At 63.2% G+C, this 15,994-nt stretch carries 19 protein-coding genes; 13 read left to right on the forward strand and 6 right to left on the reverse strand.

Annotated features, from left to right (window positions below; translation table 11 throughout):
- Positions 1 to 190: 190 nt before the first annotated feature.
- Positions 191 to 1,189, reverse strand: a complete 999-nt coding sequence (locus QM612_RS04675) for a glycosyltransferase (RefSeq protein ID WP_415252733.1) — start codon at positions 1,187 to 1,189, stop codon at positions 191 to 193.
- 67 nt (positions 1,190 to 1,256) lie between these two features.
- Between QM612_RS04675 and hslV the strand changes: the two genes are divergently transcribed.
- Complete coding sequence (gene hslV, locus QM612_RS04680; RefSeq protein ID WP_415252734.1) at positions 1,257 to 1,808, forward strand: ATP-dependent protease subunit HslV; 552 nt, start codon at positions 1,257 to 1,259, stop codon at positions 1,806 to 1,808.
- 92 nt (positions 1,809 to 1,900) lie between these two features.
- The gene (hslU, locus tag QM612_RS04685; RefSeq protein WP_415252735.1) at positions 1,901 to 3,289 is read left to right on the forward strand and encodes an ATP-dependent protease ATPase subunit HslU; all 1,389 of its coding nucleotides are present in this window, start codon (positions 1,901 to 1,903) and stop codon (positions 3,287 to 3,289) included.
- A 6-nt stretch (positions 3,290 to 3,295) separates the two neighbouring features.
- Here the strand turns inward: hslU and QM612_RS04690 are convergent, their stop codons facing one another.
- Positions 3,296 to 4,117 (reverse strand): D-hexose-6-phosphate mutarotase, encoded by an 822-nt coding sequence (locus QM612_RS04690; protein WP_415252736.1) that lies wholly within the window; start codon positions 4,115 to 4,117, stop codon positions 3,296 to 3,298.
- A 49-nt stretch (positions 4,118 to 4,166) separates the two neighbouring features.
- On the opposite strand from QM612_RS04690, the gene ubiE reads away from it, so the two are divergent.
- Positions 4,167 to 4,943, forward strand: coding sequence for a bifunctional demethylmenaquinone methyltransferase/2-methoxy-6-polyprenyl-1,4-benzoquinol methylase UbiE (gene ubiE, locus QM612_RS04695; RefSeq protein ID WP_415252737.1), 777 nt, complete (start codon positions 4,167 to 4,169; stop codon positions 4,941 to 4,943).
- A 4-nt stretch (positions 4,944 to 4,947) separates the two neighbouring features.
- Positions 4,948 to 5,139, forward strand: coding sequence for a hypothetical protein (locus QM612_RS04700; protein ID WP_415252738.1), 192 nt, complete (start codon positions 4,948 to 4,950; stop codon positions 5,137 to 5,139).
- Between the two features lie 144 nt (positions 5,140 to 5,283).
- Here QM612_RS04700 and QM612_RS04705 read toward each other — a convergent pair whose 3' ends face one another.
- Complete coding sequence (locus QM612_RS04705) at positions 5,284 to 7,509, reverse strand: DUF5916 domain-containing protein (protein ID WP_415252739.1); 2,226 nt, start codon at positions 7,507 to 7,509, stop codon at positions 5,284 to 5,286.
- A gap of 227 nt (positions 7,510 to 7,736) precedes the next feature.
- On the opposite strand from QM612_RS04705, the gene QM612_RS04710 reads away from it, so the two are divergent.
- The 6 genes from QM612_RS04710 (at position 7,737) to QM612_RS04735 (ending at position 12,250) form a co-directional block, all read left to right on the forward strand.
- A complete protein-coding gene (locus QM612_RS04710) occupies positions 7,737 to 9,749 on the forward strand; it encodes a M1 family metallopeptidase (protein WP_415252740.1) in 2,013 nt (670 codons plus the stop codon).
- 133 nt (positions 9,750 to 9,882) lie between these two features.
- Complete coding sequence (locus tag QM612_RS04715) at positions 9,883 to 10,836, forward strand: alpha/beta fold hydrolase (RefSeq protein ID WP_415252741.1); 954 nt, start codon at positions 9,883 to 9,885, stop codon at positions 10,834 to 10,836.
- Positions 10,837 to 10,855: 19 nt separating this feature from the next.
- Positions 10,856 to 11,575, forward strand: a complete 720-nt coding sequence (locus QM612_RS04720) for a hypothetical protein (RefSeq protein WP_415252742.1) — start codon at positions 10,856 to 10,858, stop codon at positions 11,573 to 11,575.
- A 17-nt stretch (positions 11,576 to 11,592) separates the two neighbouring features.
- Positions 11,593 to 11,916 (forward strand): nucleotidyltransferase family protein, encoded by a 324-nt coding sequence (locus QM612_RS04725; RefSeq protein WP_415252743.1) that lies wholly within the window; start codon positions 11,593 to 11,595, stop codon positions 11,914 to 11,916.
- Positions 11,906 to 12,043: a hypothetical protein gene (locus QM612_RS04730; protein WP_415252744.1), complete on the forward strand. Its 138-nt coding sequence runs from the start codon at positions 11,906 to 11,908 to the stop codon at positions 12,041 to 12,043. Before QM612_RS04725 ends, QM612_RS04730 begins: the two co-directional genes overlap by 11 nt.
- A gap of 51 nt (positions 12,044 to 12,094) precedes the next feature.
- On the forward strand, positions 12,095 to 12,250 hold the full coding sequence (locus QM612_RS04735; RefSeq protein WP_415252751.1) for a DUF86 domain-containing protein: 156 nt from the start codon (positions 12,095 to 12,097) through the stop codon (positions 12,248 to 12,250).
- Between the two features lie 29 nt (positions 12,251 to 12,279).
- Here the strand turns inward: QM612_RS04735 and QM612_RS04740 are convergent, their stop codons facing one another.
- The 3 genes from QM612_RS04740 to QM612_RS04750 all read right to left on the reverse strand — a co-directional run bounded on the left by QM612_RS04740 (position 12,280) and on the right by QM612_RS04750 (position 13,486).
- Positions 12,280 to 12,681 (reverse strand): type II toxin-antitoxin system VapC family toxin, encoded by a 402-nt coding sequence (locus tag QM612_RS04740; protein ID WP_415252745.1) that lies wholly within the window; start codon positions 12,679 to 12,681, stop codon positions 12,280 to 12,282.
- 5 nt (positions 12,682 to 12,686) lie between these two features.
- Complete coding sequence (locus QM612_RS04745; protein WP_415252746.1) at positions 12,687 to 12,932, reverse strand: FitA-like ribbon-helix-helix domain-containing protein; 246 nt, start codon at positions 12,930 to 12,932, stop codon at positions 12,687 to 12,689.
- A gap of 194 nt (positions 12,933 to 13,126) precedes the next feature.
- A complete protein-coding gene (locus tag QM612_RS04750; RefSeq protein ID WP_415252747.1) occupies positions 13,127 to 13,486 on the reverse strand; it encodes a helix-turn-helix domain-containing protein in 360 nt (119 codons plus the stop codon).
- 163 nt (positions 13,487 to 13,649) lie between these two features.
- Here QM612_RS04750 and QM612_RS04755 point away from each other — a divergent pair, with 163 nt between their 5' ends.
- From QM612_RS04755 to QM612_RS04765, 3 genes are read left to right on the forward strand one after another with little or no spacing between them, the layout of a single operon-like run.
- A complete protein-coding gene (locus QM612_RS04755) occupies positions 13,650 to 13,994 on the forward strand; it encodes a hypothetical protein (RefSeq protein WP_415252748.1) in 345 nt (114 codons plus the stop codon).
- 40 nt (positions 13,995 to 14,034) lie between these two features.
- A complete protein-coding gene (locus tag QM612_RS04760; protein WP_415252749.1) occupies positions 14,035 to 14,913 on the forward strand; it encodes a hypothetical protein in 879 nt (292 codons plus the stop codon).
- Entirely contained in the window at positions 14,910 to 15,923 is a 1,014-nt protein-coding gene (locus QM612_RS04765; protein ID WP_415252750.1) for a hypothetical protein, read from the forward strand. Before QM612_RS04760 ends, QM612_RS04765 begins: the two co-directional genes overlap by 4 nt.
- Positions 15,924 to 15,994 lie beyond the last annotated feature (71 nt).

The following is a 15,994-nucleotide window of genomic DNA, read 5'->3' on the forward strand; positions in this document are numbered from 1 at the left end:
AAGTCATTGAAAAAGCTGGATCCCGGCTTTCGCCGGGATGACGTTTCGGGAGTTGTTCAGAGCTTCCCTAAGGAAGGTTTGAACAAACAGTGCTTGCCCGCCACTCCCGCGAAGGCGGGAGTCCAAGGACGTTGATGTTCAATGGGTTAACGTCCATGGATCCCCGCCTTCGCGGGGATGACGAGAAAAATCAGAGGCTTCCCTGGCGGCGATCATTGCCGCAGGGCTGCGCCCGCTGTTGCAGGATATGCCGGCTCTCGATGCGCAAGGATGCGTGGTACTGCGCATCCAGGCCACGCTGCGTCACCGCGTCGATGAACGCGCGCTGGCGGGCTTCGATGCCTTCGCCCCAGCGGATGACTTCGGCGGGATCGGTGAACAGGGTTTCATCGTCCTGCAGCGGAATCAGCACCGTGCGCGCGGCGGCATCCATCGGCGTGAGCATGTGACTGGCGCGCAGGCCCAGCGTGAGTGTGTGGTTGCTAGCCATGCCACGGCGTTGCAGCGCACGCAGCGCGGCTTCAAAGCTAGTACGCGCCTGCAACAAGCGCCCCGCGTGCGACACCGAACTGCGGCGGATGCGGTAGCGATACAGCGGCATCGGCAAATGGCCGATGGCAACGCGCTCGGACAGCCGCAGACACAGGTCGTAGTCTGCGGATTCGGCCATCGTGGCGTCGTAGCCGCCGACGGCGCGGTAGGCATCGGTGCGGATCAGGCGGAAGTGGAAGGTCATGAACTCCACCAGCAGCCGCAGCGGCGAATATGGCGTCAGGAAGCGCTTGCCATCGCGAAGCAAAGCGCCGTCCTCGTCAATCTCCACATACCGTGAATACGCCACGCCCAACTGCGGATGCGCGGCCATGAATGCGAGCATCGACGACAGCGCACCCGCTTCCAGCACGTCATCGCCATCCAGCACGCCGATGAAGTCGCCACGCGCCTGCGCCAATGCCTGCGCCAGCGCGGCAGGGTTGCCGTGGTTGCGGCCATCGCCCAGCAGCCTGAATCGCGGGTCGCGGCGCGCGTAATCCGCTGCGATGTTGCCCGAGCCATCGCTGGAGCCGTCATCCCACAGCAATGCTTCCCAGTGCGGGTGATCCTGCGCCAGCAGGCTGTCCAGCGCCGCCGGCAGGAAGCGGGCGACGTTGAAAAAGGGGACGGCGATGCTGACCAGCGGCGCATCCATCGTGACCAAAGTCCTGCTTGAAGCCGGGGCGACAGGCCCCACATTGCCATCTACAACGGAGAAAACGATGGATCCCAGCCAGAATCCGAATGTCTTCCACGCCACCACGATTGTTTCCGTGCGGCGCAATGGGCAAGTGGTGATCGCCGGCGACGGCCAGGTCACGCTGGGCCACACGGTGATGAAGTCCAACGCGCGCAAGGTGCGGCGGCTGGGCAGGGACGGGCGCGTGCTGGCCGGGTTTGCCGGTGCGGCGGCGGATGCCTTCACCCTGTTCGAATTGTTCGAGGCCAAGCTGGAGAAGCACGGCCAGTTGCAGCGCGCAGCGGTGGAAATGGCGAAGGATTGGCGCACCGAGCGCCGCTTTGGCAAGCTGGAAGCGCTGCTGGCGGTGGCCGATGCCGACACCTCGCTGGTGATTTCCGGCACCGGAGATGTGATCGAGCCAGAGGACGGCCTCATCGCGATTGGTTCCGGCGGCATGTATGCGCTGTCTGCCGCACGTGCCCTGCTTGCGCATACGCAGCTGGATGCGAAGTTCATCGCCACCGAGGCGCTGAACATCGCCGGCGATATCTGCATCTACACCAATCGCAATATCGTGGTGGAGCAGCTCTGACCCGCCCTTTCGCACCTGTGTAGAAGCGGAGCTTGCTCCGCTTTCCAGCCCATCAAAGCGCAGCAAGCTGCGCTCTACATGAAGCCCACCGCATGCACGCCAACAACAATACCGACTCATCCTCCATGACCCCGCGCGAAATCGTCGCCGAGCTTGACCGCCACATCGTCGGCCAGCATGCCGCCAAGCGCGCGGTCGCCATCGCCCTGCGCAACCGCTGGCGGCGCGCGCAGCTTGCGCCGGAGCTGCGCAACGAGGTGATGCCGAAAAACATCCTAATGATCGGCCCCACCGGCGTCGGCAAGACCGAAATCGCGCGCCGGCTGGCGACCCTTGCGAATGCACCGTTCGTGAAGGTGGAAGCCACCCGCTTCACCGAGGTCGGCTACGTCGGCAAGGACGTGGAGCAGATCATCCGCGATCTGGCCGACACCGCCGTCAAGCTGTATCGCGCGCAGGCCAGGGCGCGCGTGCGCACGCAGGCGGAGGATCGCGCCGAAGAGCGGATCCTCGATGCGCTGTTGCCGAAGCGCGAAACCGCGCCTGCGTTCGGCTTCAACGCGAATGCGACCACGACCGTCGATATCGGTGCGGAACCATCGTCGCAGGAATCGGCGACGAGGCAGAAGCTGCGCAAGCAACTGCGCGCTGGCGAACTGGACGAGCGCGAGATTGAACTGGACTTCGCCATCAACGTGGGCGTGGACATCATGGCCCCGCCCGGCATGGAGGAAATGGGCCAGCAACTGCGGCAGGTGTTCGGTCAGCTCGCCGGCAGCAAGACCCACAAGAAAACCATGACCATCAAGGCCGCGCGGCCGATGCTGATCGAGGAAGAAGCCGGCAAGCTGGTCAACGAGGACGACGTGCGCGACGCCGCCATCGAGGCCTGTGAACAACACGGCATCGTCTTCATCGACGAAATCGACAAGGTCGCCAAGCGTAGCGAAGGCATGGGCGCGGACGTCAGCCGCGAAGGCGTGCAGCGCGACCTGCTGCCGCTAGTGGAAGGCAGCACCGTCAGCACCAAGTACGGCCCGGTGAAGACCGACCACATCCTGTTCATCGCCAGCGGCGCGTTTCATCTGGCGAAACCGTCCGACCTGATCCCGGAAATGCAGGGCCGCTTCCCGATCCGGGTGGAACTGGGCGCGCTGGGCAAGGACGACTTCGTCCGCATTCTCACCGAACCCAAGGCCGCGCTGACCAAGCAGTACGTGGAACTGATGGGCACCGAAGGTGTGCAGCTCAGCTTCGCCCCCGAGGCCATCGACCGCCTTGCGGAGATCGCCGCGCACGTCAACGAGCGTCAGGAAAACATCGGTGCCCGCCGCCTGCACACCGTGCTGGAACGCCTGCTGGAAACATTGAGCTTCGACGCCCCGGACAAGGGCGGCAACATCGTCATCGACCGCGCCTATGTGGATGCGAATCTTGGCGAGCTGGCGCAGGATCCGGACCTGAGCCGCTACATTTTGTAAGTGGCGTTATGCCGCCAACACCTGCATCCCGCTCCACGTCTCACCCGGCTCCAGCACGACGGGTTGCAACACCTGTCCGGCTTCGATGCAAACGAAGTGCTGCCAATCATCAAGCGCAAGGTCGCCGATGCGCGCGCACAGGCGTTCGCCGGGGTTCCAGATGACGGCATCGCCGAAGCCGTCCTGTTCGATGTCGAGGCGATGTTCGCCGTCGATCAATGCCAGCGGGGCGACCACGTCGTTGTAGATGCGGTCGGTCTCAGCATCGAATGTGACTTCGTAGTTGTGCTCGCGGTGCAGGGTGCCGCCGCCTGCGCTGTCTTCATAGTCGCAGCCTTGCAGGCCTTCGATGGCAACGCCAGCAATGTTGTCCACGCGCAGATAGGTATGCAGGGCGGCGGTGAAGATGAAAGGCGCATCGCCGGTGTTTTCGATAGCCAGCGTCACCGTCAGCCGCGTGGCGCTCAGGGCAATACGAAGACGGGCGATAAAGGGATGCGGCCATTCGCCGTCGCTGCCGTCGCCTGCCAGTGTGAACACGGCTTCATCGTTTTCGATGCCGGCAAATGTCCACGTTCTGATGCGGGCGAAGCCGTGCTTGCGCAGCGGCCCGCGCTCGCCGAACTGCGGGAAGATCACCGGGATGCCGCCACGGATCGCGGCGCGGCCATCGAACGTGGCGCGTTCGGACAGGAACAGGCGCTGCCGGCCATCGGCAGGTGTCCACGACAACACCTGCGCACCGTGCAGTGAGACCAGCGCGCTGCTCCCACCGGCTTCGATGCGGATGCAGGGCGTGTCATGGGAAAACAGGGAATGAGCATGCATGCGGGGAGTGTCGCATGCGGCCCGGGCATGCCGGTGCGATAATCCAGGGATGAACGAATCGACAGGCAACACACCGGGCAAAGGCAGTGGCACCACCCACTTCGGTTTTCGCGACGTGCCGGTGGCGGAGAAGCAGAAGCTGGTCGGCGAGGTGTTCTCGTCGGTGGCCGGCAAATATGACCTGATGAACGATGCGATGAGCCTTGGCATCCATCGCATCTGGAAGCGCTACTTCGTGGCCACCGCGCAGGTGCGCAAGGGTGACCGCGTGCTGGATCTTGCTGGCGGCACCGGCGACATCGCTGCGCTGCTGAAGGATCGCGTGGGCGAAACCGGTGAACTGGTGCTGGGCGACATCAACGGCGACATGCTGCGGGTCGGGCGCGACCGCATGACGGATCGCGGCAATGTGCGCGGCTTTCAATACGTGCAGTGCAATGCCGAGGCGCTGCCGTTCCCGGATGCCAGCTTCGATCTGGTGACGATTGCCTTCGGCCTGCGCAACGTGACCGACAAGGACGCCGCGCTGCGCGAGATGCTGCGGGTGCTGAAGCCGGGCGGGCAGGCGCGGGTGCTGGAGTTTTCCGAAGTGAAGGCGGAATGGTTCAAGCCGCTGTATGACTTCCATTCGTTCAAGGTGCTGCCGAAGCTGGGCAGCCTGTTTGCCGGAGATGCCGACAGCTACCAGTACCTTGCCGAGTCGATCCGCAAGCATCCGCCGCAGGACGAATTGAAGGCGATGATGGAAGCCGCCGGCTTCGCGCGCTGCGATTACAGGAATCTCTCCGCCGGCATCGTTGCCATCCACACCGGTTACAAAGTTTGATGCGATGAACGACCAGAAGCCGCTGCGCAGTTTCCGCGAAAGCCCGTGGCGCTATTCGCAGTTCGTGTTCCTCGGGCTGATCGTGGCCGGGCTGGTGAAGTGGCTCAGCCCGCTGACGTGGCTGGTGTCGCTGGGTATCGGCGCGGTGGTGGGCGTTGCCTATTTGTTGTTCGAGAAGAAGCGCGGCGTGATTTGAGGGCGCTGTGCCGAGCAAGCTCGGCACCTACGGGGATGGTTGTCGTGGGTGGGTATGGGTGTGCGCCGAGCAAGCTCGGCATCTGTGAGTGTTCCGATGTAGGCGTGGAGCTTGCTCCACGCGCAGCAGGCACGAATCCGTTCCTCAAGGCTGCCAGCCGTAGCTGAGCTTCACAAACACACTGCGCGTGCTGCCAAACATCTCCAGATTGTCATCGTCCATGAACGCGCCATACGACGCGCCGGCATACAGCGCGGTGCGCGGGTTGAGCTTGTACGAATAGACCGCCTGGCCGGCCCAGTCGCGTGCGCGTTCGTTGACTTCCATGGCGTAATGCGCCTGATTGCGCATGACCTCGCTGCCTTGCAGGGTCAGCCGCAGGCGCTGGCGCGGGTCGAACTGCCAGCTGCCTCCGACATTGGCCACGGTAGCCTCGAACGCGGTGCCGCCATCGCGACGCATGCGCTGGCGGGTGATGTCCCAATTGAGCTCCAGCCCGCGGCCGATGTTGGCGCTGCCCCACAGTTCCAGCATGGTGCGCTGGCCGGTCCTGCTGGCGTCGCGGTCGATCAGCGTGCCCGCTTGCGCATAGACGCCGAGTTCCAGGCTGCCGTTCGGGCGGAAATTGGCGTTGATGTCGGCATAGCGCTCGTCGAACAGCAGTCCTTGCCAATAGGCCACGCGGGTCATGCCGTGCAGGCGGACACTGCTCTGCATCGGGCCTTGCACGGTGACCTGCGCTTCGAATTCGCGCTCCAGCAGTTGCCCGTCGTGGCGATGGGTGATGTCCCAGTCCGCGTACAGGTTGATCTTGTTGAAGGCCGCATCGTCGCGGTACCAGGTGCGTTCGCCGCCGACCAGTGACTTGTGGTAGCCCACCATGCCGATGAAGCCAAGGTCGGCGCGGAAGCCGGGGTCGATGCTCTCGTGCCAGGCATTGAAGCCCCAGTTGCGGTTGCTGAACACATACTCTGCGCGCCAGGCATCGCCGGACGGCGTGGCGTCGTCGCCCAGGTCGTCGCGGTACTGCGCGACGATGTCGTCCGGATATTCGGACTGGCTGTGCAGGAACTGCGCGGTGACGGTGTGCGCGCCGCTGCGCCAGCGCGCGTCCGCGCCGGCCACGTTGTTGGCGTAGTCGTCGCCCTGGCGGAAGGTGCCGATCGCGCCCAGGCTGAAGTCGGTACCGAGGTCGTAGCGGTAGCGGGCCACCGCCACGTTCGCATCTTCGTCCAGCGGTGTGAAGCTGGAACTCTGCGTGCCCGGGATCAGTACCTGTGGCGCGGCGTCGCGCGCGATGATCGCGCCGTAGGTATTGCCGCCGTCGCGGCCGGTGACGCGCAGGCCGAAGTCCGGGTCGGCGATTTGCCGCGTGTAGAGCACTTGGAACTGGCTGGTGAAGTAGTCCGCACCTTCCAGGAAGAACGGCCGCTTCTCCTGATAGAACAGGGCGAAGCTGTTGTTGATGTCGAGCTGCAGCTGATCGGTTTCCACCTGCGAGAAGTCCGGGTTCAGCGTGGCGTTCAATGTCATCGCCGGCGAGGGCGACCAGCTCACGTCGATGCCCGGCTCGACGCTGGCATCGCCGCTGCGCCACGGCGTGCCGGCGGCATCGCGGGTCTGGGTCTTGCTGGCGGTCAGGGTCGGCACGATTTCCAGGTTGCGGCCCTGCTGCGCGCCGGCCATTCCCGCGTACTGGCCCCATTCGCACTGGAAGCAGTTGGAATCGCGCGGCACCTTGTGGCTGGCCAGCAGATGGCGCTTGTCACGCGGCCAGTTGCGCAGCAGCGAGATGCCCCAGTGCTGTTCACCGCCACCGGCAGGGAAGCGCAGGGTGGAGAACGGAATGCGCATCTCGACCTGGTAGCCGCGCTCGGTGATCCGGCCCGCGCTTTCCCACAAGCCGTCCCAGCTGGCGTCTTCCTGATTGTCGGTATTGGTCTCGTCGCGGATCAGGTCGCCCTGCACGCCCAGCGGGTTGATCATCAGCTCGTAGCCGCGGCGGTGGTCGTTGAAGGTGTCGAGGAACACGCCCACCCAGTCGTCATCGAAGGCGGAATCGCGATCGCGCAGGTGGGCGCGGATCCTCGACGGGTCGGGATCGACGGCATGGAAAGCCACGTACAGCGCGTCGGCGGTGTAGCCGATGCGCACCGTGGTTTTCACGGGCGCGGGCGTGTTGTCGCCGGGCTGGATTTCGTAGGCGATCTCCTGCTCCAGCGCGCCGGCCCATGCGGCATCGCCCGGATCGCCATCGATGATGATCCCGTCCTGCAGGCGCGGGATGTGGCTGCCATCGGTGATCGGCGTCTGCGCATGGGCAAGCGGGGCGAACAGCAGCAATGCTGCCAGCAGAGCGTGGGGCTTCAAGGAGACTTCTCCATGTGTGATGCGATGAGGCAATGGATACGTGGCCCGGCAATTTGGTTGCCATGACGTTTGGCAGGGGACTGCCGGCACAGCGCTGGCGTTAACGATGCGCATGCCGATGGGCTGCAGCCAGTGCTGCAAGTGGGGTTGACAAACGCCCTGGCGCATTTGCCACCACGCCACGACGACGGCGGTAAACTGCACGCTTTCCGAAGCAGGGCCACCCCATGCGCCAATTGATCCTCAGCCTGTCCATTGCCGCCGCGCTCGGCGTTGCCGCCACCGGTTGCGAGCGCAACCCCAGCCCGGAGCCGGCAGCCGCTGCGCCCGCGAAGCAGGCCACCGTGGCGGAGCAGGTGGTCGATGAGCATTCCTATGCCGAACCGGACAAGGTCATCACCACCGACCTGGCGCTGGACCTTGCCATCAGTTTCGAGAAGAAGCAGATCAGCGGCACCGCGACCTATGCGCTGGACTGGCTGGACAAGGGCGCGACCCAGCTGCTGCTGGACACGCGCGACCTCAGCATCCAGAAGGCCGAAGGCCTGGGCAGCGATGGCAAGTGGAGCGAGCTGAAGTTCACGCTGGCCGGCAAGGATCCGATCCTGGGCAGCAAGCTGACCATCGAAACGCCAACCCGCCCCGCGAAGGTGCGCGTGACCTATGCCACCTCGCCGGAGGCGTCTGGCCTGCAATGGCTGGCACCGTCGATGACCGAAGGCAAGAAGACGCCCTTCATGTTCAGCCAGTCGCAGCAGATCCACGCGCGTTCGTGGGTGCCGCTGCAGGACACGCCGCGCATCCGCATCACCTACAGCGCGCACGTCACCGCACCGAAGGATGCGATGGTGCTGATGAGCGCGGACAACGATCCCGCCGCCGCGCGTGATGGCGACTACAGCTTCAAGATGCCGCAGAAGATTCCGTCTTACCTGCTGGCGATTGCAGCGGGCGATCTGGTGTTCAAGCCCATCGGAGACCGCAGCGGCGTGTGGGCGGAACCGACCATGGTGGACAAGGCGGTGACCGAATTCGCTGACACCGAGAAGATGATCGATGCCGCCGAAGCACTGTATGGCGAGTATCGCTGGGGCCGCTACGACCTGCTGGTGCTGCCGCCTTCATTCCCCTATGGCGGCATGGAGAACCCGCGCCTGACCTTCGCCACGCCCACCGTGATCGTGGGCGACAAGTCGCTGGTCTCGCTGGTTGCGCACGAACTGGCGCACAGCTGGTCGGGCAATCTGGTGACGTTTGCCACCGACAAGGACGCATGGCTCAACGAAGGCACCACCACCTACGTGCAGTCGCGCCTGACCGAAGCGCTGTACGGCAAGGACATGGCCGACATGGAGCATGTCATCGACCGCAACGAACTGAAGGAAGAGTTCAAGACGCTTGATCCCAAGCTGCAACGCCTTTCGTTGAAGCCGGGCGACCTGGCCGATCCCGACAATTCCTCCAGCGCCACCATCTACACCAAGGGCGCGTGGTTCCTGCAATTCCTGGAGCAGCGCTTCGGCCGCGACGTGTTCGATCCGTGGCTGAAGGGCTACTTCGACCACTTCGCCTTCCAGAGCATCACCACCGCGCAGTTCCGCGAATATCTGAAGGCCAACCTGATCGACAAGCATCCGAACCACGTGACGATGCAGGAAGTCGATGCATGGCTGTACGAACCGGGCATCCCGGCAAACGCGCCGGTGGTGGAATCCGGCAAGTTCAGCACGGTCAGCGCCGCGCGCATCGCATGGCGCGGCAGCGGCAACCTGCCGGCGGCCAGCATCAGCAGCGAGTGGAGCACGCAGGAATGGGTGCATTTCCTCGAAGGCATGCCGGAAACGCTCAAGCCCGAGCAACTTGCGCAACTGGATGAAGCCTTCAAGTTCACCGGCACCGCCAATGGCGAGATCGCGATGCGCTGGTACCCGCTGGCGGAGCGCAGCGGCTACACCGCAGCGCGCGCCGAGATGGGCAAGTTCCTGGAGCGCGTGGGCCGTCGCAAGCTGATCCTGCCGATCTACGGCGCGCTGGTGGCAACGCCGGACGGCTTGGCCTTCGCCGAGCAGGTGTTCGCCCGTGCAAGGCCGGGCTACCACCCGATCACCACCGGTTCGGTTGAAGCCGTGATTGCCGAAGGCAAGGCCAAGGCAGCCGCCGCACCGAAGCCGGAAGCACCGGCGGCACCTGCCGCAGAGGCCACCACCGAGCCGGCTGCCGAAGCCGCGCCTGCCAAGTGATGTCCATCTTCCCTCTCCCCGCTTGCGGGGAGAGGGTGCCGACTGTGGGCGCAGGAGCGCCCACGAACAGCGAAGCTGGCCCCGCAGGGGCGAGCGCCATGGATGGCGCGAGTAAGGCGGGTGAGGGGTGCGCATGAAGACGCTTCGCTTGCTGACCCTGTTGTTGCTCGCAGCCGCAGCCATCGCTGCGCTGGTGCTGTGGCGTGACCCGTGGCTGCTGGTGCGCGCCGAGTTCGCGCGCCAGCGCATCGATGCCGGGCTGTCACGCGCGCAGGTCGATGCCGCCGGCCATCACTGGGTGTATGTGCAGCGCGATGCCGATGCGCCGGATGCGCCCGTCATCGTGATGGTGCATGGCTTCACCGGCAGCAAGGAAAACTGGTATCCGCTGGCGAAGGCGCTGGGCGGTCGCTATCGCCTGTTGATCCCGGATCTGCCCGGCTGGGGTGAATCCGAACGCAAGCCCGGCGTGGCCTATGGCTTTCCCGAGCAGGCCGCGAACATCGCCGCCTTCATCCATGCGGTATCGCCGAACAAGCCGGTGATTTTGCTGGGGCATTCGATGGGTGGCGGCATCGCCGCTGTTGCTGCCGCGCGCTATCCGCAGCAGATCGCGCGGGTCGGCCTGCTGGATGCCGCAGGCGTGCGCTTCAAGGACAACACGTTTGGTCTGGACGTGCTGGCCGGCAAGAATCCATTTGCGGTGGAAGACGATGTCACGCTGCAACGCTACATCGACACCGTGTTCTTCGATGCCACTGCCAAGCCGTGGCTACCGTGGCCGGCATCCGCCGCGCTGATCCACAAGCGCCGTGCCGATGCCGGCTTCGAGCAGGCCGTGCTGGATCGCATCGGGCGTGGCGCGGAAAACCTCATGCCTGGCGAGGAAGCAAGCCGCATCCAGCAACCTGTGCTGCTGCTGTGGTGCCGGCAGGACGCAGTGATCGATGCCAGCGCGCTTGACCTCTACGCGCAGCGCATCCCGCAGGCCAACAAGGTGCTGCTGGATGGCTGCGGGCACATGTCATTGGTCGAACGCCCGCGCGAAGTGGCCGAAGCCGTGGTGAAATTGGCCGGTCCCCCTTGATCCGACGAGGCCCCGCATCATGAAGCTGCTGCCGCTGTCCATCGCCCTGTGCCTGTTGTTGCCCGCCTGCAAACGCGAAGACCCCGAAGCCGCCGCACGCGCCGCCGCCGCACAGGCCGAGGCGAAGGAACAAGCCGCCGAAGCGATGGCAAAGCAGTTTGATGATGCGGTGACCGCGCAGAACTGGCAGCTTGCGAAGGGCTACGGCGACATCCTGCAGATAGAACATCCCACCAGCGCCGCCGCCGAACGGATCAAGCCGAAGCTGGACGAAATCAAGGCACGCGCCGAGGAAGAACAGCAGCAGCGCAGGCTGGCCGCGTTGTGGGCCTACGGAAACGAACCGGTGAAGGGCGGCAGCCAGTTGTCGGCGGCGATCTATTCGCAGGAGCCGGTGGATACCGATGGCAGCGGCGCACATCCAGTGCGGCTGATCTTCCGCGACCATCCCGAATGGGGCCGCAGCAGCTATCTGGTGCTGGAGAAGGGTGACTTCGATTGCTACAAAGGCTGCAAGCTGAAGGTCATCGCCGACGGCAAGACACACACGCTGCCCGGCTCGCGCCCGAACACCGACGAAGCCATCGCCATGTTCGTGGAAGACCACAAGGCACTGTGGAAACTCGCCAAGGGCGCGAAGCAGCTTTCCATCGAGTTCCCCACCGAGGCCGTTGGCAAGCGCACTGCCGAGTTCGAAGTGGGTGGGCTCGATCCGTCGAAGCTGCCGAAGTGGAATTGATGTCGTACCCTTGTCTCATGAGTGCGATCACGCCTTCCCATGTGCAACTGGCCCGGCATCGCCCGGCGATCGAAGCACTGTGCCGCCGTCACCATGTGTTGCGGCTGGATGCCTTCGGGTCGGTGCTACGGGATGAAGCGGGTGCGGGCAGCGACTACGACTTTCTGGTGGAGTTCGGGTCCTTGCCGGATGGCGGCTATGCCGATGCCTATTTCGGTTTGCTCGAAGGATTGCAGGCATTGCTGCGTGCGCCGGTGGATCTGGTTGTGGAGCGGGCGATCCGCAATCCATATTTCCGGCAATCCGTGCAGGCGCAGAAGGAATTGGTCTATGCGGCTTGAAGCCGCGAAATACCTGTACGACGTGCAAAGTGCGGCGGCGACGCTGGCCGGCTTTGTTGATGGTCGTAGCTGGCAGGACTATCAAGACAACGCCATGTTGCGGGCAGCGGTGGAGCGCCAGTTCTAGATCATCGGCGAAGCGCTGGCCCAGCTTGGGTGACGCGATCCGGTGTTGCTGGTGAAGATAGAGGATTGCAGGCAGATCATCGCGTTTCGCAACATCCTCATCCACGGTTATGCCGATGTGGACGATGCGCTGGTCTGGGACATCGTGCAGACACGTCTTGCACCGTTGCGGCAACAGGTGGATGCCTTGTTGCAGGGCGCTGACTGACGCGAGCAAACGCTTTCAAGAACACGCTTTCAGGCGCGCCTGTCTGAACCACCTGCAAGCGGTACCGCAACGCCGGGAAACGCCTTCAACAACTTGCCATCCATCGTCACCAGACGCGTACCCAGCGCTTCCGCCAGTGCGATGAACTCGCAGTCGTAAGCCGAGCAATCACTATCCCGCACCAGTTCCAGCACGCGCCGGGAATCCGGTTCATGCTCCGCACCATCCAGCAGCGATTCCGCCTCGCACAGGATCGCGTGCGCCTGATCGAAATCCAGCGCACCGCGCCGCATGCAGCCGGCAAGGATGTTGCGGAACTCGCTTCGCCACAGAACCGGCGCATGCCAGTCCGGGTCATCGCCCAGCAACCGCTCCGCCGCCGCAGTGAACTCCCCCGGCAGATACAGATAGGCCAGCACGTTCGTGTCCACCACGATCACGCACGGCCCTCGCGTTTCATCTGGTCGATGCTGCCTGCATCGAATGCGTCCTGTCGCAATCCGGCACGCAAGGCCCGCGCCCGCGCCAACCGTTCGGCGGGCGCGATGCTACCCGGCGCAAGCACGGTTTCCAGACAGACGATGGCCTCGCTGTTCAGGCTGCGCCGATGCAACGCGGCGGCGGTCTTGAGGCGTGCGTACACGTCATCCGGGATGTTCTTCAACGTCAGGGTGGTGGGCATGGGGACGCTTCCATTTTGGCGGAACCAAAATACAACCATTTTGGTTCCATTGCCAATGGAGGGTGCTGAAGTCCTGGCGATGGCGTGGTGTACGGCAGGCATGAAGCCAGCCTGCCGCATGGTCTGTCGGCATGGGATCGGTGTTTGCCGGGTTCGTGGGTGGGGCTTTTCCGCTTGCTGCGTAGCGGGCCACATCACTCCATCGGCGTAATCAATTCCAGCAATGCGGCCCGCTGCCGCGCCGGCAGGCCGCGATAGCGCTGCAGCAGGGCGCGTTCCTTCTCGTTGCGGGCGGTGGGTGAAGCATCGTCGGATATATCCCGCATCGTGCGTTCCGGCGACGCTTCAGTAGGCTGTACGCCGCAGATCAACTCGTCCAGTGAGCGTCGAAGTTGGCGGCGCAATTCCGGCAAGCTGCGGAAACTCGGTGTTTCCCTGCCATTTTCCCAAGCCGATACGGCGGATTTGGAGACGCCCAGCTCGAAGCCCAGTTGCTCCTGCGTCATCCCGGCTGCGACTCGCGCTTCTCTCAGCCGATCTCCGAACAGCTTCATGTCCCGCCTTGGCATACGTAACGCCCGCCAAGGTAGGGAAATGCCGTACCAGTGTCGTTAGGCATCGCTTGACACCAAGGTTGAGCAAATCAATACTTGCAAGAACAGCATTTCCGAACTGGCGCCCCGGGAAGAGGGGTGGCTGGATCGGCAGGGGAAATCGATGGTCTTTTGCGCCGGCTGCGGCAAGCCGCTTCACGACACTGCGCCTATGTGCCCGCAATGCGGCAAGCCGCAAGGGCAGGTCGTGTCGATGCAGCCAGCGAATCCGATCACAAGTGCGGAGCCGCTATGGGCAGCGATTAGCTCGCTTGTGCTGGGTGTGCTCTGCGTATTGGCTCTTTTAGATGATTCCGACTGGGACGACAGCGTGTTCGTGGGGCTGGTGATGTTTTCCATTACAGGCCTGGTGCTGGGTGTCGTCAGTCTGAACATCAGCAGCCGAGGCAAGGAAATGGCCGTTGCAGGTATCGCGCTGTCCGCAATAGGACTGCTTTTCTACCTGTGAACGATTGGAGAGTTGTGACGATGAATGAAATGAGGGGCGTATGACAAACGGAATGGTGTTCTGCCGTGGTTGCGGCAAGCAAATTCACAGCTCGGCACAGATGTGTCCGCATTGCGGTGCGCCGGGTGCGAGTCATGCGGCAGCACATGCACAGCCGCTTGGCGGTGACTACGCCGCGCACGCACACCAGAACGCTTGGCAACAGTCGGCTGGTGCGCCGCAGGGAACGCCCGATCTGCGGGCGATGCTTCCCATGCCGCCAAGGTTGCATTGGGGGCTGGTGCTGCTTTTCGCATGCCTATCATTTGGCATCTTTGGTTGGGTCTGGTGCTTCATGCAGGCCAACTGGACGAAGCGAATCGATCCGAAAAACAACGCGACCATGTATTTCATTGGCGCAGCGGTAAGCAGTGTTTTATTCGGGATATCTATGATTCTGGTGCAGGCTGGTGGATCAGATTTGATCGATGGCATTGGAACGCTGTTTTCTTGGGTATCACTTGGATTGACCATTGCTGGGTTCTTCACGATCGGAAAATCCCTGCGGGAGAGGCTGCCGCAGTACGGCTATCACATCGAAATCAACAACGTCATGTTGTTTTTCTTCACCGGTCTCTACGTTCAGAGCAAGCTGACCGCTCTGGCGCTCTGGAAAGAGACCGGATTTGCGGGTTACGGGCAGCATGTCTATCAACCGCCAGTTGCCGCCGCCCCGGTGCAATGGCCGGGTGCGCAGGCACCGGCGCCAATCCAGCCACCGCAGCATCCGGTGCAACCGCCGTATGCCCCTGCGTTCGTGCCGCCACCGGCTGCCACTCCTGTTCCGCAGCCGGTTGTCGAGCCCCGGCCCCCGGAAGCGCCAGCACCTCAGGTTGCCAACGTGGTCCGGTATGACGCACAGGGGAATCGCATCCCGTGAGCAAATATGCGCAGCTACCAGACGGCACGACCTTGGAGTTTCCAGATGGCACGCCTGATGATGTGATCGACAAGATCGTGAAGGCGCATATTGAAGGTGCCGGTTCTACGCTTTCGCAGCCGGCACCATCGCCCCAGCAGGTTCCTCCACCTGCGCCAATTCCGTCATCTGCGCCACATCGTCCGGTTCCTCTATCTGCGTCGCTTGAGTCCGAGCGAATTTCTGCATCCGTTTTGGGGCGTTCCGCACAACAGAAGGAAACGCCCCCGGGTAGAAGCAGGCTGATTCTTCGCGTGCTTGGTGGTGTTCTTGTGCTTGGTGTGGCGGGATTTTTGCTATGGATTTGGATCGCAAGGCGCGATTCATCTGAGATTGCACAAGGCTCTACTGACGTCGCGCCTGCCGACCAAATCGCGGTGGCTCAGGTTGATTCGTCGGAAAGCGTGACCCATCCAGAAGTGGCACCAGCTGACGCAACGACCTCGTCGGTTGTGGCTGGCGCGGAGCCCGTCGAGGACTACTACGGCGTGGATTGCGGAGCCTACAGCGGCGCGCAACAGTCTGCGTGCAACGCATGGCAAAACACCCATGTGCAGGAAATGGAGCAGCGCGCAGCAGCCGAGTACGACAATGAACCGTCCTACGACATTGAGCGCGAACGACAACAGTTGGAGATTCAACGCCAACATGTAGAGCTGGAGCGTCAACGAAATGAACTGGAGCGCCAGCGCAACGAAGCCGAAGCGCAGCGCAGGTCTGTCGAAGCGCAACGCGAGGAAGCTGCTGCGGTGGCAGCGCAGGCAGAGCGAGAACGCATTGCGCGGGAACAACAGGCCGCAGAACAGAGGCCGACGGCAGATGATTTGTATGAAAGCCGTCGCGATGAATGTCCGAGAGGATTTCTTGGTAGCGACTGCCGCATGCGGATTCGCAATGTAGTATGCGCAGGTCGCTGGTCCGATAACCCGCCATCGGGTTACTCGCAGTGTGCTAATAACAAGAGGCGTTAAGGAAGTTCTGAACAACTGGGTTTGAAGGCGGTCTTTCCGCTGGTTTTCGCATGAACCGCCCTCGATCTTTG

It is taken from the genome of Thermomonas sp. (assembly GCF_047606765.1).
Classification (GTDB): Bacteria; Pseudomonadota; Gammaproteobacteria; order Xanthomonadales; family Xanthomonadaceae; genus Thermomonas.